The organism is Streptomyces sp. NPDC002671, from assembly GCF_053592475.1.
This window is the reverse complement of sequence record NZ_JBSFVU010000025.1, coordinates 46,958-62,805: the sequence shown is the minus strand read 5'-3', so window position 1 is coordinate 62,805 and position 15,848 is coordinate 46,958. Positions and strand designations below refer to the sequence as shown.

General features: G+C 71.0%; 17 protein-coding genes and 1 pseudogene. 17 read left to right on the top strand and 1 reads right to left on the bottom strand.

Translation table 11 applies throughout. From position 1 onward, the window contains the following. The first annotated feature begins 20 nt into the window (after positions 1–20). Positions 21–1,958, top strand: coding sequence for an ATP-dependent zinc metalloprotease FtsH (gene ftsH, locus ACWD35_RS32200; RefSeq protein ID WP_451354868.1), 1,938 nt, complete (start codon positions 21–23; stop codon positions 1,956–1,958). A 30-nt stretch (positions 1,959–1,988) separates the two neighbouring features. On the opposite strand, the gene ACWD35_RS32195 is transcribed toward ftsH, so the two are convergent. Further along, a complete protein-coding gene (locus tag ACWD35_RS32195) occupies positions 1,989–2,861 on the bottom strand; it encodes a class I SAM-dependent methyltransferase (protein WP_451354867.1) in 873 nt (290 codons plus the stop codon). Positions 2,862–3,396: 535 nt separating this feature from the next. Here ACWD35_RS32195 and ACWD35_RS32190 point away from each other — a divergent pair. The 16 genes and pseudogenes from ACWD35_RS32190 (at position 3,397) to whiG (ending at position 15,820) form a co-directional block, all read left to right on the top strand. Then, the gene (locus ACWD35_RS32190) at positions 3,397–3,999 is read left to right on the top strand and encodes a hypothetical protein (RefSeq protein WP_451354866.1); all 603 of its coding nucleotides are present in this window, start codon (positions 3,397–3,399) and stop codon (positions 3,997–3,999) included. A gap of 294 nt (positions 4,000–4,293) precedes the next feature. Then, positions 4,294–4,713: a 30S ribosomal protein S16 gene (gene rpsP / locus ACWD35_RS32185; RefSeq protein ID WP_449200920.1), complete on the top strand. Its 420-nt coding sequence runs from the start codon at positions 4,294–4,296 to the stop codon at positions 4,711–4,713. Positions 4,714–4,718: 5 nt separating this feature from the next. Continuing rightward, positions 4,719–4,958, top strand: a complete 240-nt coding sequence (locus ACWD35_RS32180) for an RNA-binding protein (RefSeq protein ID WP_005479813.1) — start codon at positions 4,719–4,721, stop codon at positions 4,956–4,958. 82 nt (positions 4,959–5,040) lie between these two features. Beyond that, the gene (gene rimM, locus ACWD35_RS32175) at positions 5,041–5,583 is read left to right on the top strand and encodes a ribosome maturation factor RimM (RefSeq protein WP_451354865.1); all 543 of its coding nucleotides are present in this window, start codon (positions 5,041–5,043) and stop codon (positions 5,581–5,583) included. Further along, positions 5,583–6,416: a tRNA (guanosine(37)-N1)-methyltransferase TrmD gene (gene trmD, locus ACWD35_RS32170; RefSeq protein ID WP_451354864.1), complete on the top strand. Its 834-nt coding sequence runs from the start codon at positions 5,583–5,585 to the stop codon at positions 6,414–6,416. Before rimM ends, trmD begins: the two co-directional genes overlap by 1 nt. A 135-nt stretch (positions 6,417–6,551) precedes the next feature. Further along, a complete protein-coding gene (gene rplS, locus ACWD35_RS32165) occupies positions 6,552–6,902 on the top strand; it encodes a 50S ribosomal protein L19 (RefSeq protein ID WP_059252839.1) in 351 nt (116 codons plus the stop codon). 45 nt (positions 6,903–6,947) lie between these two features. After that, on the top strand, positions 6,948–7,649 hold the full coding sequence (gene lepB / locus ACWD35_RS32160) for a signal peptidase I (RefSeq protein ID WP_451354863.1): 702 nt from the start codon (positions 6,948–6,950) through the stop codon (positions 7,647–7,649). Further along, positions 7,642–8,730, top strand: a pseudogene (gene lepB / locus ACWD35_RS32155) (signal peptidase I); the annotation flags it as partial. The gene lepB (ACWD35_RS32160) and the pseudogene lepB (ACWD35_RS32155), both read left to right, overlap by 8 nt. Beyond that, complete coding sequence (gene lepB / locus ACWD35_RS32150; protein WP_451354862.1) at positions 8,621–9,631, top strand: signal peptidase I; 1,011 nt, start codon at positions 8,621–8,623, stop codon at positions 9,629–9,631. The pseudogene lepB (ACWD35_RS32155) and the gene lepB (ACWD35_RS32150), both read left to right, overlap by 110 nt. A 103-nt stretch (positions 9,632–9,734) precedes the next feature. Continuing rightward, positions 9,735–10,460 (top strand): signal peptidase I, encoded by a 726-nt coding sequence (lepB, locus tag ACWD35_RS32145; RefSeq protein WP_451354861.1) that lies wholly within the window; start codon positions 9,735–9,737, stop codon positions 10,458–10,460. Beyond that, positions 10,450–10,986, top strand: a complete 537-nt coding sequence (locus ACWD35_RS32140; RefSeq protein ID WP_451354860.1) for an NUDIX hydrolase — start codon at positions 10,450–10,452, stop codon at positions 10,984–10,986. The genes lepB (ACWD35_RS32145) and ACWD35_RS32140 overlap by 11 nt, the downstream gene beginning before the upstream one ends. A 75-nt stretch (positions 10,987–11,061) precedes the next feature. Beyond that, positions 11,062–11,370 (top strand): DUF2469 domain-containing protein, encoded by a 309-nt coding sequence (locus tag ACWD35_RS32135; protein WP_008745401.1) that lies wholly within the window; start codon positions 11,062–11,064, stop codon positions 11,368–11,370. A 107-nt stretch (positions 11,371–11,477) separates the two neighbouring features. Then, positions 11,478–11,843, top strand: a complete 366-nt coding sequence (locus ACWD35_RS32130; RefSeq protein WP_451354859.1) for a YraN family protein — start codon at positions 11,478–11,480, stop codon at positions 11,841–11,843. After that, entirely contained in the window at positions 11,844–13,469 is a 1,626-nt protein-coding gene (locus ACWD35_RS32125; protein WP_451354858.1) for a YifB family Mg chelatase-like AAA ATPase, read from the top strand. Continuing rightward, positions 13,466–14,626 carry a DNA-processing protein DprA gene (gene dprA / locus ACWD35_RS32120; protein ID WP_451354857.1) on the top strand — a complete coding sequence of 387 codons (1,161 nt, stop codon included), beginning with the start codon at positions 13,466–13,468 and terminating at the stop codon, positions 14,624–14,626. Before ACWD35_RS32125 ends, dprA begins: the two co-directional genes overlap by 4 nt. A 351-nt stretch (positions 14,627–14,977) precedes the next feature. After that, positions 14,978–15,820: an RNA polymerase sigma factor WhiG gene (whiG, locus tag ACWD35_RS32115; protein ID WP_451354856.1), complete on the top strand. Its 843-nt coding sequence runs from the start codon at positions 14,978–14,980 to the stop codon at positions 15,818–15,820. Positions 15,821–15,848 lie beyond the last annotated feature (28 nt).

Sequence of the window (15,848 nt, the reverse complement as noted above, 5' to 3'; positions counted from 1 at the left end):
CCATGTCGTAACGTCCCGATATGACCAACCCCGCGCCGCCGCGCAAGTCGCCCGACCAGCCCTGGCGTACCGAGGGCGCTCCCGAGGAGCCGCCGCAAGCGCCGGGCGGCGGGAGACTGCGCGGGGGCTGGTGGCGGCTGATCGCCACCGCGCTGGTGGTGTATCTGATCGCCAACCTGGTGCTGTCGTACTTCGATCAGGCCAACGAGCCGACGATTTCGTACACCGAGTTCAGCAAGCAGGTGAACGACGGCAATGTCGCCAAGATCTATGCCAAGGGCGACTCGATCCAGGGCCAGCTCAAGAAGGAGAAGTCCCGGCCGGGCGGCGGCACGTACACCAAGTTCAACACCGAGCGGCCGTCCTTCGCGGGCGACGACCTGTGGACGAACCTGACCAAGCACAACGTCACCGTCACGGCCCAGCCCGTCGTCCAGCACCGCAGTTTTCTCGCCAATCTGCTGATCTCACTTGCGCCGATGCTGCTGCTGATCGCCGTGTGGGTGTTCATCGCGCGGCGGATGAGCGCGGGGCTGGGCGGCGCGGGCGGCATGCTCGGCCGAAAGGCGCCACCCAAGCCGGTCGAGCTGATCCCGGGGGAGAAGCGCACCACGTTCGGCGACGTGGCCGGCATCGACGAGGTCAAGGGCGAGCTGAACGATGTCGTCGACTTCCTGAAGAACCCCGACGCCTATCGCCGCATGGGCGCCAAGATGCCCCGCGGTGTGCTCCTCGCGGGCCCGCCCGGCACCGGCAAGACGCTGCTCGCACGGGCGGTCGCGGGGGAGGCGGGGGTGCCGTTCTTCTCGGCGTCCGCCTCCGAGTTCATCGAGATGATCGTGGGCGTGGGTGCCTCCCGGGTGCGGGAGCTGTTCGCGGAGGCCCGCAAGGTCGCCCCGTCGATCATCTTCATCGACGAGATCGACACCATCGGGCGGGCGCGCGGCGGCGGCGCCTCGATGGGCGGGCACGACGAGCGCGAGCAGACCCTGAACCAGATCCTCACCGAGATGGACGGCTTCTCCGGCGCCGAGGGCGTCATCGTGCTCGCCGCCACCAACCGCGCCGACATCCTCGACCCGGCCCTGACCCGCCCCGGGCGCTTCGACCGCGTGGTGCAGGTCTCGCCGCCGGACCGGGGTGGCCGTGAGGCCATCCTGGAGATCCACACGCGGGAGATCCCGCTGGCCCCGGGCGTCGACCTCGCCCAGGTGGCCCGTACGACCCCGGGCATGACCGGCGCCGACCTGGCGAACCTCGCCAACGAGGCCGCCCTGCTCGCGGTCAAGCGGAAGCAGCAGGTAGTGACCCAGAGCGACCTCTCCGACGCCCTGGAGAAGGTCCAGCTGGGTGCGGAACGCCCGCTGGTGATGCCGGAGGAGGAGCGCCGCCGCACCGCCTACCACGAGAGCGGGCACGCCCTGCTCGGCATGCTCCAGCCGGGCGCCGACCCGGTCCGCAAGATCACCATCGTGCCGCGCGGCCGGGCGCTCGGAGTGACGCTGTCCACGCCGGATGCCGACAGGTACGCGTACACCGAGGAGTACCTGCGCGGCCGGATCATCGGCGCGCTCGGCGGAATGGCGGCCGAGCAGGTCGTGTACGGCGTGATCACCACCGGCTCGGAGAGCGACCTGGAGCAGGTCACCAACATCGTGCGCGGGATGGTCTCCCGCTGGGGCATGAGCGAGCAGGTCGGCCGGCTGTCCGCGCTGCCCAACGACGCCCAGCAGGCCTACGGGCTCGCCGCCGCCCCCCAGACCCTCGACGTCATCGACAGCGAGATGCGGCGGATCGTGGACGAGTGCTACGCGGAGGCGTGCCGCAAACTGCGCGACCATCGCGGCCGGCTGGACGCGCTGGCACAGGCGCTGCTGGAGAACGAGACGCTGGAGGAGGCGGACGCGTACCGGATCGCGGGGATCACGCGCCTGACCAAGGACCACGACGAGTCCTAGGCCCTGTCCGGTCCCAGCGCCGCAAGCCCTCTAGGGCACGCGGGCGATGAGGTACCGGAACACGTTGGGCATCCACACGGTCCCGTCCGGGCGCCGGTGCGGGTGCAGGGCCTCCGTCAGCTCCTTGTCGACCTGCTTGTGGTCGGTCGCCGCGATCGCCTCGTCGAACAGACCCGTCGAGAGCAGGCCGCGTACGGCGCTGTCGAGGTCCGCGTAGCCGAAGGGGCAGGCGACCCGGCCGGAGCCGTCCGGCTTCAGCCCGGCCCGCTGGGCGACCTCCTCCAGGTCGTCGCGCCGGGCCGGGCGCCAGCTGCGGGCGCCGCGCAGCGGATCGGCGAGCTTCGTCGCCACCCGCAGCACCCCCGAGGTGGCGCAGCGCTCCGGCGGGCCCCAGCCGGCCAGCACCACGGCGGCCCCGCGCGCGGCGAGCGGCAGCGCGGACGCGAGCAGCTCGCCGGGCCCCTCGTCGGAGTCGTCGGCGAGGCAGCCGATCGGCTCGAAGACGGTCACCAGGGTGTACGCGGGCGTCTCCGGGCCGGCCGGGTCCCCGGGCGGTCCGTCCAGCAGCCGGGCGGCTCCACGCGTGCGTGCCCCGCGCGGTGCGTCCGGCAGCAGGCGCTCGCGCGCGAGGGCGAGCCGCTCGGGGGAGGTGTCGGCGCCGGTGACCGCGGCTCCTCTGGAGGCCGCCAGCAGCAGGGCGAGCCCGGAGCCGCAGCGCAGGCCCAGCAGCCGGGTGGCAGGGCCCACTTCCAGTCGCTCGTAGACGGTCTCGTAGAGCGGGACCAGCATCCGCTCCTGGATCTCGGACCAGTCACGCGCGCGTGCGCACAGCTCCGCGTGGGTTTTCGCCTGAGCTGCCGAGTCCGCGTGAGGGGGGTGGTGCCGCACGAGCGTAGGTGTCATTGGTAAGCGCCCCAATCCGCCGACAGTTCACCGCTGTGCCCCCGTCCGTTCCCCCGTCGCGTGGCCCCCGTGCCGTGCGGGCGCACGCTCCACGGTTGTCAGGTAACTCCCGGTTCGCGGCGGCGTCCAGGGGTCGTGGAGGGACGTTTGGCGACCGCGCGCGGGTGTGGCGAGATTTCATGTCGCGGTAACCCGGGTGACCGTACGGTGGCCGCTCCCCGGGGACGGGCCGGTGCCCGGGGGCCGGGCGGCGAACGGTAACGTCCCCGTCGTCACGGACGCTGACTGAGGTGAGGTCTCCTCCCGAGAGCGGCCGAAACGCCTCTTGCGCATCCGCCGGCCGCGACCGTGCCCGGGCTACACGCTGGGGCGTACGTTGGACTACGCACCAGCTTGGTATGAGCTGTGTGGCTTCTCCGCAGATCAGCGCACCCGCCCTCGTCAGGACGCATCAGCGGCAACTGACGGGTACGTGCAAATTATTTGGGATGGCCCGGAATAGGAACACAGTGGCACCCACGCTCGTTGTCATTACGTGAGCACGACACAGACAACACCTGTACTCGCCGCAGAGCTGGCGCAGGCGTGGGCCGATATTCAGCGGTACCACCCCGAGCTGCCGGACCTTGCCGCGCCGGAGTCCCTGATCGGGGAGTCGTCGTCCGCGTGCGGTCACGAACTCTCCTTCGAACGGCTGCTCCATGAAGCAGTCCATGGCATCGCCGCCGCCCGAGGGGTCCGAGACACCTCCCGCGCCGGGCGCTACCACAACCGCCGCTTCCTCGCGATCGCCGAGGAGCTGGGCCTGGACCACCCCGAGGAGCCGCACCCGAGCAGCGGCTTCTCGCTGGTCACGCTCAACGCTGAGGCGAAGCGGCGCTACCGCCCGACCATCGAGCGGCTGCAGCGCGCGCTGAAGGCCCACACCGTGGCCACCTCCGCCGACACCTCCCGTACCTTCCGCGGCCCGGCCGCCCGGCACGGCTCGTCCGGTGGCGGCGTCCGCGTCAAGGCGGTCTGCGACTGCGGTCGCAACGTCCGGGTGGTCCCGTCGGTCCTGGCCCAGGCCCCGATCGTGTGCGGCGGCTGTGGAAAGCCGTTCCGGATCCCCGAGGTCGTCGGAGCGGCGGCGAGCTGAGACCGCGACTGCTCGTGGCAGCCGCGGTCCGCTCGTACGGACCCCGGGCACGGCACCCGACGTAACTCCCCTCCACGCCGGGTGCCGATCACGCATGTCCGAAACGCACCCGCCCCCGCCCCGCCCTCGGCCGAGAGCGGTCCGCGGGGTATGGCAGAATGGCTAGCTGTACTCGACAGCCGCATAGGACCCCTCTCTCCTCCGGCTGACGCGTCCATCGGGCATTCGGGTACCGCAACCCCACGCGGCAGCTCGCCGTGCCCAACCACGTCAAAATCAGGAGAATCCACTCCCGTGGCAGTCAAGATCAAGCTGAAGCGTCTGGGCAAGATCCGTTCGCCTCACTACCGCATCGTCGTCGCCGACTCCCGTACCCGCCGTGACGGCCGGGCCATCGAGGAGATCGGCAAGTACCACCCGACCTACAACCCGTCGGTCATCGAGGTGGACGCCGAGCGCGTGGCGTACTGGCTGGGTGTCGGCGCGCAGCCGACCGAGCCCGTCCTCGCCATCCTGAAGAAGACCGGCGACTGGCAGAAGTTCAAGGGCGAGCCCGCCCCGGCGCCGCTGCTCGTCGCCGCGCCGAAGGCCGCGCGTCCGTCGTTCGAGGCTCTCGGCGGTGACGACGAGGGCAAGGGTGAGGCGATCACCCAGAAGAAGAAGGCTGAGAAGAAGGACGAGGCCGCGGCTGAGTCCGAGTCGACCGAGGCCTGAGCAGCATGCTCGAAGAGGCGCTTGAGCACCTCGTGAAGGGCATCGTCGACAACCCTGACGATGTGCAGGTCGCCTCGCGCGACCTGCGCCGCGGGCGCGTGCTGGAGGTCCGGGTCCACCCCGACGACCTCGGCAAGGTGATCGGCCGCAACGGCCGTACCGCGCGCGCTCTGCGTACCGTCGTGGGCGCCATCGGCGGTCGCGGTGTCCGCGTCGACCTCGTCGACGTGGACCACGTCCGCTGACGCTTCAATGCAACCGGCTCGGGCCGGGGAGGGCCACTGGGCCGTCCCCGGCCCGTAGTCGTATGACAGGAGATTTGGACTCGTGCAGCTGGTAGTCGCACGGATCGGCCGCGCCCACGGCATCAAGGGCGAGGTCACCGTCGAGGTACGTACCGACGAGCCGGAGCTGCGCCTCGCCCCGGGCGCCGTTCTGGCCACCGACCCGGCCTCCGCCGGGCCGCTCACCATCGCCACCGGCCGCGTCCACAGCGGTCGGCTGCTCCTGCGCTTCGAGGGCGTCAGCGACCGCAACGGCGCCGAGGCCCTGCGCAACACCCTGCTGATCGCCGAGATCGACCCCGAAGAGCTGCCCGAGGGCGAGGACGAGTACTACGACCACCAGCTCATCGACCTCGACGTGGTCACCGAGGACGGGCAGGAGGTCGGCCGGATCACCGAGATCTCGCACCTGCCCTCCCAGGACCTGTTCATCGTGGAGCGCCCCGACGGCAGCGAGGTGATGATCCCCTTCGTGGAGGAGATCGTCACCGAGATCGACCTGGAGGAGCAGAAGGCGGTCATCGCGCCCCCGCCGGGCCTGATCGACGACCGCGCGGTGATCGACTCGACCCGGGACGAGTCCTGATGCGCCTCGACGTCGTCACGATCTTCCCCGAGTACCTGGAGCCGCTGAACGTCTCCCTGGTCGGCAAGGCACGCGCGCGCGGACAGCTGAACGTGCACGTGCACGATCTGCGCGCGTGGACGTACGACCGGCACAACACGGTGGACGACACGCCGTACGGCGGCGGCCCCGGCATGGTCATGAAGACCGACCCCTGGGGCGACGCCCTGGACTCCGTCCTCGCCGACGGCTACGAGACCGGCGCCCAGGCCCCCGCGCTGATCGTCCCCACGCCCAGCGGCCGGCCCTTCACCCAGGAACTGGCCGTCGAGCTGTCCGAGCGGCCCTGGCTGATCTTCACGCCGGCCCGCTACGAGGGCATCGACCGGCGCGTCATGGACGAGTACGCCACCCGTATGCCGGTGTACGAGGTCTCCATCGGCGACTACGTCCTCGCCGGCGGCGAGGCGGCTGTCCTGGTCGTCACCGAAGCTGTGGCCCGGCTGCTGCCCGGCGTCCTCGGCAACGTCGAGTCCCACCGGGACGACTCCTTCGCACCCGGCGCGATGGCCAGCCTCCTGGAAGGCCCCGTCTACACCAAGCCGCCCGTCTGGCGCGGCCGGGACATCCCCGACGTGCTGCTCAGCGGCCACCACGGCAAGATCGCCCGCTGGCGCCGCGACGAGGCCCTCAGGCGTACGACGGCCAACCGGCCCGACCTGATCGAGCGCTGCGACCCCAAGGCCTTCGACAAGAAGGACCGCGAGATGCTCTCCATCCTGGGCTGGGCGCCGGACCCGGACGGGGAGCCGTACGGCCGATTTTGGCGCCGGGTCGAGGGCGTGGAAGAATAGGGCGCTGCTGTGCGTCCGTCCGGCGTGCGCCCCTGCCGCAGGGGGACACGACGCCCGTCCCGACCCGCACACGGCTTCATGCAAACTCCTAGTTGCCGTTGATGACCTGTGGCATCAGCGAAGAAAGCAGACGAAATGTCTCACCTGCTCGACTCCGTCGACGCCGCGTCGCTGCGCAGCGACATCCCGGCCTTCCGCCCGGGTGACACCGTCAACGTCCACGTCCGCGTCATCGAGGGCAACCGCTCTCGTGTGCAGCAGTTCAAGGGCGTTGTGATCCGCCGCCAGGGCTCCGGTGTCCGCGAGACCTTCACGGTCCGCAAGGTCTCGTTCTCCGTCGGCGTGGAGCGCACCTTCCCGGTGCACACCCCGATCGTCGAGAAGATCGAGCTGGTCACCAGGGGTGACGTGCGCCGCGCCAAGCTGTACTACCTCCGTGAGCTGCGCGGCAAGGCCGCCAAGATCAAGGAGAAGCGCGAGAGCTGATCTCGCGCGGGCGTTCATGGCGGGTCCGGATAGCATCTGGCCCCGATGGACACCGAAGAACAGCCAACGGAACGCGACCGCTCCTCCCACCCCGGAACTCCGGGGGCGGAGGAACGGTCGCGTTTCGCGTTGGTGTCGCGGATCGCCGACTGGCTGCCGGGTGGCCGGATCACCCTCACCCTCTTCGCCTGCCTGGCGTTCCTGCTGCTCCTCAACGCCTTCGTGCTACAACCGTTCCAGATCCCGAGCGGCTCCATGGAGCGGGGATTGAGGATCGGGGACCGCGTTCTCGTAAACAAGTTGGCGTACCGTTTTGGTGCCCAGCCGCGCCGCGGTGACGTGGTGGTGTTCGACGGCACCGGCTATTTCGGGCACGCGGACTACGTGAAGCGCGTTGTAGGGGTGGGGGGAGACCGCGTGGTCTGCTGCGACAAGGCGGGGAGGATCCAGGTGAACGGTCAGGCCGTCGACGAGTCGGCGTTCCTGTTCCCCGGAGACACCCCGTCCAGCGTGCCCTTCGACGTCGTCGTCCCTGAGGGGCGCCTGTTCCTCCTCGGCGACCACCGCGCCGACTCCAGCGACTCCCGCGACCACCTCGGCTCGCCCGGCGGCGGCATGATCCCGGTCGGCGAGGTGATCGGCCGGGCCGAATGGATCGTGTGGCCGTTCGCGCACTGGACGCACCTGACCCGCCCGTCCGCCTACGCGCGCGTGCCCGCTGCCTCCGCGGCAGGCCCCCATGGGTAACCGCGGCAAGCCGCGCGGGGTGCCCAGCACGCCCGCCGACAACCTGCTGCCCACGGGGGCCCGGCGCACCTCCGTGGCCGGCGCCGGCCGCACACGCGCGGAGCGCCGCAAACTGCAGCGCAAGGTCAAGCGGAAGCGCCGCCGTTCAAACGTTCGGGAGATTCCGCTGCTGGTCGGTGTCGCCGTCCTCATAGCGCTCGTCCTGAAGACGTTCCTCGTCCAGGCGTTCGTGATCCCGTCCGGCTCCATGGAGCAGACGATCCGGATCGGCGACCGCGTCCTGGTCGACAAGCTCACCCCGTGGTTCGGCTCCAGGCCCGAGCGCGGGGACGTCGTCGTGTTCCACGACCCGGGCGGCTGGCTGGCGGGCGAACAGACCGCGAAGAAGCACGACCCGGTCGTCCTCAAACAGCTCAAAGAAGGCCTCGCCTTCATCGGCCTGCTGCCCTCCGACAATGAGAAAGACCTGATCAAGCGGGTCATCGGCGTCGGCGGAGACCACGTGAAATGCTGCGACGCGCAAGGCCGCGTCACCGTCAACGGCGTACCGCTGACGGAAGGCGACTACCTGTACCCGGGCACCTCCCCGGCCGCCACCCCGTTCGACATCACCGTCCCCAAGGGCCGGCTGTGGGTGATGGGCGACCACCGCGAGGATTCGGCGGACTCCCGCGCCCACCAGAACACCCCGTATGGCGGCACCGTCTCCGAGGATTCGGTGGTCGGCCGGGCCATGGTCATCGGCTGGCCCATCGGCCACTGGACCAGCCTGGACGAACCTAAAACCTTCGCAAGCGTCGCGAACTCCGTGTCGGGGTCGACCGCGCGTCCCCGCCTGTCGCATAGGGTTGCCTCCTACGATCCGAACGGAATGAACCGGCTCCCGACCCCTGCGGAACTCCCGCTCGTTATGGGAGTGGTGGGCCTGCACCGGCTATGGGGCAGGCGGCGGCACAGAGTAAGGAGTTGGCGTGGGGGATGTGGCGGTTGGCGCACGGTCGGGACACGACGGCGAGGAGCACCGCGGGCACCCCGGGGAAGCGAACGACGCCGCCCCGGTAGACGCCGCGACGCCGGGGAACCCAGGGAACATGGCGAACACGGGGAACGGCTCCGCGGCGGCCGACGGCGGCGCGCCGGAGGGCGAGCAGCCGGACCGGACCGACGAGGCCGGGGCGGAGGAAGGCGCCCGCCAGCCGAAGAAGCCGCGCTCCTTCTGGAAGGAGCTGCCGATCCTGATCGGCATCGCGCTGGTGCTGGCGCTGCTGATCAAGACGTTCCTGGTGCAGGCGTTCTCGATCCCGTCCGACTCGATGCAGAACACCCTCCAGCGGGGTGACCGCGTCCTGGTCGACAAGCTGACCCCGTGGTTCGGCTCCAAGCCCGAGCGCGGCGAGGTCGTCGTCTTCCACGACCCGGACAAATGGCTGTGGGGCGAGCCGACGCCGAACCCGAACCCCATCCAGAAGGCCCTCAGCTGGATCGGCCTGATGCCGTCCGCCGAGGAGAAGGACCTGATCAAGCGGGTCATCGGGGTCGGCGGCGACACCGTCGAGTGCAAGCACACCGGCCCGCTGCTCGTGAACGGCCATCCGCTGAACGAGCCGTACGTCTACCCCGGCAACACGCCGTGCACCGATGACGGCGACGGCGGCCAGTTCAAGGTGACGGTCCCCCAGGGCTACATCTGGGTGATGGGCGACCACCGGCAGAACTCCCGGGACTCCCGCTACAACCAGGCCGACAAGCACCACGGCATGGTCCCCGTCGACAAGGTCGTCGGCCGCGCCATCGTCAAGGCCTGGCCGATCAACCGCTGGGGCACCCTGCCGGTCCCGGACACCTTCGACCAGCCGAACCTCAACCAGCAGTCCGCGGTACCGGCGGCCCTGTCGGTGGCCCCGGAGGGCATCGCGGTGGCCGTGGTGCTGCCGGTGGCGGTGTGGCGGCGCAGGCGGGCCGTGAAGTCGGCGAAGGACTGAAGTCCGCGAAGGACCGAACCCGGCGAAGGACCGAGGCGGCGCCCTTGCGCCCACCAGGCCGGGGGTGGGCAAGGTGCCGTACCGCCGGGTAGGGTCCCGCTCCATGAGTGGTGAGAGCAGGAGGGGCCACCGGCTGTCCGGCCTGGCCGTAGCCCTGGGCCTGGTGCTGTTCCTCGGCGGTTTCGCATGGGGAGCGGTGGTCTACCGGCCGTACACGGTGCCGACCAGCTCCATGACCCCGACGATCGACGCGGGCGACCGGGTGCTGGCCCAGCGCGTCGACGGCGACGAGGTCCGGCGCGGTGACGTGGTCGTCTTCCGCGACAAGAGCTGGGTCACCAACGCCAAGGTGGTCAAGCGCGTGGTCGCGGTCGGCGGTGACACCGTCTCCTGCTGCACGAACGGCAAGCTGACCGTCAACGGCAAGCAGATCGACGAGCCGTACCTGGCCAAGGGCAGCCTGGCCGAGATCCAGAACTTCCCGACGGTCACCGTGCCCAAGGGCCGCCTGTTCCTCCTCGGCGACGAACGCCAGGGCTCCCTGGACTCCACCGCCCACCTCACCGACGCGGCCAAAGGCACGGTCTCCCGCAGTGCGGTGTCCGCCCGTGTCGACGCCGTCATCTGGCCCATGAACGGCATGCTCAAGCGCCCCACCGGCTTCGAGTCCCTGGGCGCCCTGTCCCAGCCGGGCCCGCTGCGCACCATCGAGTGGCTGATCGCCGCCGGCGCCGTCCTGGTCCTCGCCGGCGGCGCGTACGGCCCGATCGCGAGCCGTCTGGGCCGCTCCCGGGCCCGTACGCGCCCGGAGGCGGCCGGTGCCCGCTGAGCCTGCGCCCGAGACCGCGCGGCCGGGCGATGAGGCGTACGAGGGCGGTCTGCGCAAGGTGGCCCGGGTGGTGCTGCTCGACCCCCAGGACCGCATCCTCCTGCTACACGGCCACGAGCCGGACGATCCCGCCGACGACTGGTGGTTCACCCCGGGCGGCGGCCTGGAGGGCGCCGAGACCCGCGAGGAGGCCGCGCTGCGGGAACTGGCCGAGGAGACCGGCATCACCGATGTCGAACTCGGTCCCGTGCTGTGGCGGCGCATGTGCTCCTTCCCGTTCGCGGGCCGCCGCTGGGACCAGGACGAGTGGTACTACCTGGCCCGTACGGCCCAGACGGCCACGGCTGCAACGGGGCTGACGGAGCTGGAGCGGCGCAGCGTCGCCGGAGCGCGCTGGTGGACCTGTCAGGAACTGACGCGGGCGCATGAGACGGTGTATCCGACCAGACTCGCCGGGCTGCTGCGTACGCTGCTCGACGAAGGTCCCCCGGCCGGCCCCGTGACCCTCGACCCGGAAATCGTCTAGCGACCCGGAAATCGTCTGAAGGTCCGTCGGACTGGCGCACAATGGTGGGATCGCACGGCTGAAGGGGAACATGCCATGAGCGCCGAGGACCTCGAAAAGTACGAGACCGAGATGGAGCTGAAGCTCTACCGGGAGTACCGCGATGTCGTCGGTCTGTTCAAATACGTGATCGAGACCGAGCGGCGCTTCTACCTCACCAACGACTACGAGATGCAGGTGCACTCGGTTCAGGGCGAGGTGTTCTTCGAGGTCTCCATGGCCGACGCCTGGGTCTGGGACATGTACCGGCCGGCCCGGTTCGTGAAGCAGGTCCGGGTGCTCACGTTCAAGGATGTGAACATCGAGGAGCTGAACAAGACCGACCTGGAGCTTCCGGGCGGGTGATGCTCCCTCCGGCGGGTGACGGAGTTTTCCACAACCGCTGAGTAGCCCACCAAGATCCACTTCTCTGGGCGGGATGCGTGACGGTTGGCGCCGGAGGTGGTGCCGACATGAGCAACGCACGCAGTGCACTCGGCAAGTACGGCGAGAGCCTGGCCGCCCGGCGGCTGGCCGAGGCCGGAATGACGGTCCTGGAGCGCAACTGGCGCTCCGGCCGGACGGGCGAGATCGACATCGTCGCGCAGGATGGCGACGTTCTGGTGGTCTGCGAGGTCAAGACCCGCAGGAGCGGTACGTTCGAGCATCCGATGGCCGCGGTCACGCCCGAGAAGGCCGCACGCCTTCGGGGCCTGGCCGAATGCTGGATCCACGCCCATGGAGGAGCGCCACCCGGAGGCGTCCGCATCGACCTGGTCGGCGTCCTCCTGCCCCGCCGCGGCGCCCCGACCGTCGAGCACGTGCGGGGGGTGGCCTGAATGGGATTCGCCCGTACGTGCTCGGTGGCCCTGGTGGGCGTCGAAGGCGTGGTCGTAGAGGTCCAGGCCGACCTCGAACCCGGCGTGGCGGCCTTCACCCTGGTGGGCCTCCCGGACAAGAGTCTGACGGAGAGCCGGGACCGGGTCCGGGCGGCGGTGGTGAACTCGGGCGGCGAGTGGCCGCAGAAGAAGCTCACCGTCGGACTCAGCCCGGCCTCGGTGCCCAAGGCGGGTTCCGGCTTCGACCTGGCCGTGGCCTGCGCGGTGCTCGGTGCCGCAGAGCGGATCGACCCCAGGGTCCTGGCCGACATCGTCATGATCGGAGAGCTCGGCCTGGACGGCCGGGTGCGGCCGGTCCGGGGCATCCTGCCCGCGGTGCTGGCCGCCGCCGACGCCGGCTACGACCAGGTGGTGGTGCCGGAGTGCGCCGCCGCCGAGGCCTCGCTGGTCCCCGGTGTGTCGGTGCTCGGCATCCGTAGCCTGCGGCAGCTCATCGCGATCCTGACCGATGAACCCGTACCCGAGGAGGAACCGGACGAGCAGGGACGCCCGGATCCCCTTCTGGCGGGCCTGCGGGTTCCGGGCACGGGCGCGGCCACCGGCATGCACAGCATCGGGGCCGCGCAGCACGAACCCGATCACGATCTGGCCGATGTCGTGGGCCAGACCTCGGCCCGTACGGCCGTGGAGGTGGCGGCGGCCGGAGGGCACCACCTGTTCCTGGAGGGGCCACCCGGCGCCGGCAAGACCATGCTCGCCGAGCGGCTGCCCGCCGTCCTGCCCCGCCTGAGCAGGGAGGAGTCCCTGGAGGTCACGGCCGTGCACTCGGTGGCCGGGCTGCTGCCGCCGGGCAAACCCCTGATCGACGTCCCGCCCTACTGCGCCCCGCACCACTCGGCCACGATGCAGTCCCTCGTCGGCGGCGGCCCCGGCATCGCGCGACCCGGAGCCGTTTCCCTCTCCCACCGGGGCGTGCTGTTCCTGGACGAGGCCCCCGAGTTCCACAGCCAGGTCCTCGACGCCCTGCGGCAGCCCCTGGAGGCGGGGCATGTCGTGATCGCGCGCAGCGCCGGTGTGGTGCGGTTCCCGGCGAGGTTCCTGATGGTGCTCGCGGCCAACCCCTGCCCCTGCGGACGCTTCTCCCAGCGCGACGCTCTGTGCGACTGCCCGCCGTCGGCCATTCGGCGGTACCAGGCCCGGCTGTCCGGCCCGCTGCTCGACCGGGTCGACCTGCGGGTCGAGGTCGACCCGGTCAGCCGCGCCCAGCTCACCGAACCCGGCGCCCGGGGGGAGTCCACCGCGACCGTCGCCGACCGGGTCGGCGAAGCCAGGCAGCGCACGGGCGCCCGGCTGGCCGGCACGCCGTGGCGCACCAACAGCGAAGTGCCCGGACGGGAACTGCGCAGCCGCTTCCACGCCGTGGCCGGCGCGATGGACGAGGCCGAACGCAACCTGGAGCGGGGCGTGCTCACGGCCCGCGGAATCGACCGGGTCCTCCGTGTCGCCTGGACGGTGGCGGACCTCGTCGGCCACGACCGCCCGGACGCCACCGACGTCGCCCTGGCCCTGCAACTGCGTACCGGAGTCCCGCGGGGTGTGCCCATGGCCATCGGGGCGCTCACGTGACCGCAGCCGGACCGCCGGACGACGAGTTGCTCGGGCGGGTGTTTCTGTCGCGGGTCGTCGAGCCGGGGGACGAGGCCGGTGGGCGGTGGGTGCGGGAGTTCGGGGTGGGGGAGGTGGTGGGGCGGCTGCGCAGCGGCGGGGAGGCCTTGCCGGGGGTGAGCGGGACCCGGTGGGCGGGGCTCGTCGCGCGAGCCGGGAGGGCCGAGCCCGAGCGGGATCTCGAGGTGGCGCAGGCCGCCGGGGTGCGGTTCGTCCGTCCGGGGGACGGGGAGTGGCCCGGCCAGCTGGACGACCTCGGAGACGCTCGGCCCCTCGGCCTGTGGGTGCGGGGACGGCCCAGCCTGCGGACGTGGGCGATCGGATCCGTCGCCGTCGTCGGCGCCCGCGCCTGCACCGAGTACGGCACGCACATGGCAGCCACCCTGGCCTCCGGGCTCGCCGAGCGCGGGTGGGTGGTGGTGTCCGGGGGCGCGTACGGCATCGACGGCGCCGCCCACCGGGGTGCGCTGGCCGCCGGCGGGGCCACCGTCGCCGTCCTGGCCTGCGGCGTCGACCGGCCCTACCCGCGGGGCCACGCCGCGCTGATCGGCAGGATCGCGGAACAGGGGCTGGTGGTCGGCGAGTTGCCGCCCGGCGATCACCCGACGCCGAGTCGGTTCATCCTCCGGAACCGGGTGATCGCCGCCCTCACCCGGGGCACCGTCGTCGTGGAGGCCGCCTTCCGCAGCGGCTCGCTGGTCACCGCACGGGCCGCCCAGCGCCTCGGACGGTTCACCATGGGCGTGCCCGGTCCGGCCACCAGCGCCCTCTCCGCCGGTGTGCACGAACTGCTTCGCGGTGAGGCCGCCCTGGTCACCGACGCCGCGGAAGTCGTCGAACTCGTGGGCGCCATGGGCGAGCTGGCACCGGTGCGGCACGGGCCCGTGCTCCCGCGCGATCTGCTGGAACCGGCGGCCCGGACCGTCCTCGCCGCCCTGCCCGGCAACCGCGCGGCCCCCGCCCGGGACATCGCGCTGGGTGCGCGGACCACCACGGACGAGGCCATCGCGAGGCTGTACGAACTCCGAGCACTTGGTTACGTCGAACGACACGGCGACGGCTGGAAGTTGACACGCCAGGCGCTGATGTCGGTCCGGAACGGTCACCGCCCACGCTGACCGAGCGTGTTCGGCCGTCCGGGGGAACCCCGTACGCCCTTGGGAATTGGCCGAGTTGGCGCCCCCGGCCGTCACGCAGAGCGACGCGTGGAGTGCGTCGGCGTGTACGGCGGAGGGGCCCCGCGCACGGGTGGTGCCTCGCTGTTCGCACACCGCGACACCTCAGTCACGCTACGCTCACGAAGACCCCGGCGCAGAACGCGTCAACTCGACATCAGACCGACAGCTCACCCAGGCGGCCCACTTCACCCCACGACTCCACAGGGCCTCCCACTCTCAGCGCACTACTGCACTCCATAGCACTTCACTGCACTTCATGGCACTTCACGGCAGAACGGCACAAGGCGACGAATGCCCCAGCACACCTCCGGGTCCGACCGGGCGGCGATCCCCCCAGCCGCCCGCGACGGTGGCAGCGTGCGACCGCCCGCTCCCTCGACGCTCGACGAGCTGTGGCGGTCGTACAAGGCGACGGGGGACGACCGGCTGCGGGAGCAGCTGATCCTGCACTACTCGCCGCTCGTCAAATACGTGGCGGGCCGGGTGAGCGTCGGGCTGCCGCCCAACGTGGAGCAGGCGGACTTCGTGTCCTCCGGGGTGTTCGGGCTGATCGACGCGATCGAGAAGTTCGACATCGACCGGGAGATCAAGTTCGAGACATACGCGATCACCCGGATCCGGGGTGCGATGATCGACGAGCTGCGGGCGCTGGACTGGATTCCGCGCTCGGTGCGGCAGAAGGCCCGCAACGTCGAGCGGGCGTACGCGACCCTGGAGGCGCGGCTGCGGCGGACGCCGAGCGAGGTCGAGGTCGCCGCCGAACTGGGTATGGAGGTCGACGAACTCCATGCGGTTTTCAGCCAGTTGTCGCTCGCCAACGTCGTCGCCCTGGAGGAGCTGCTGCATGTCGGCGGCGAGGGCGGAGACCGGCTCAGTCTCATGGACACGCTGGAGGACACCGCCGCCGACAACCCGGTGGAGGTGGCCGAGGACCGGGAGCTGCGGCGGTTCCTGGCGCGGGCGATCAACACGCTGCCCGAGCGGGAGAAGACCGTCGTCACGCTGTACTACTACGAGGGGCTCACCCTCGCCGAGATCGGCAATGTGCTCGGGGTCACCGAGAGCCGGGTCAGCCAGATCCACACCAAGTCGGTGCTGCAGTTGCGGGCGAAGCTGGCCGGCTTCGGCCGTTGAGCGAGTCTCGGCGCTGAGTCGTCTCCCG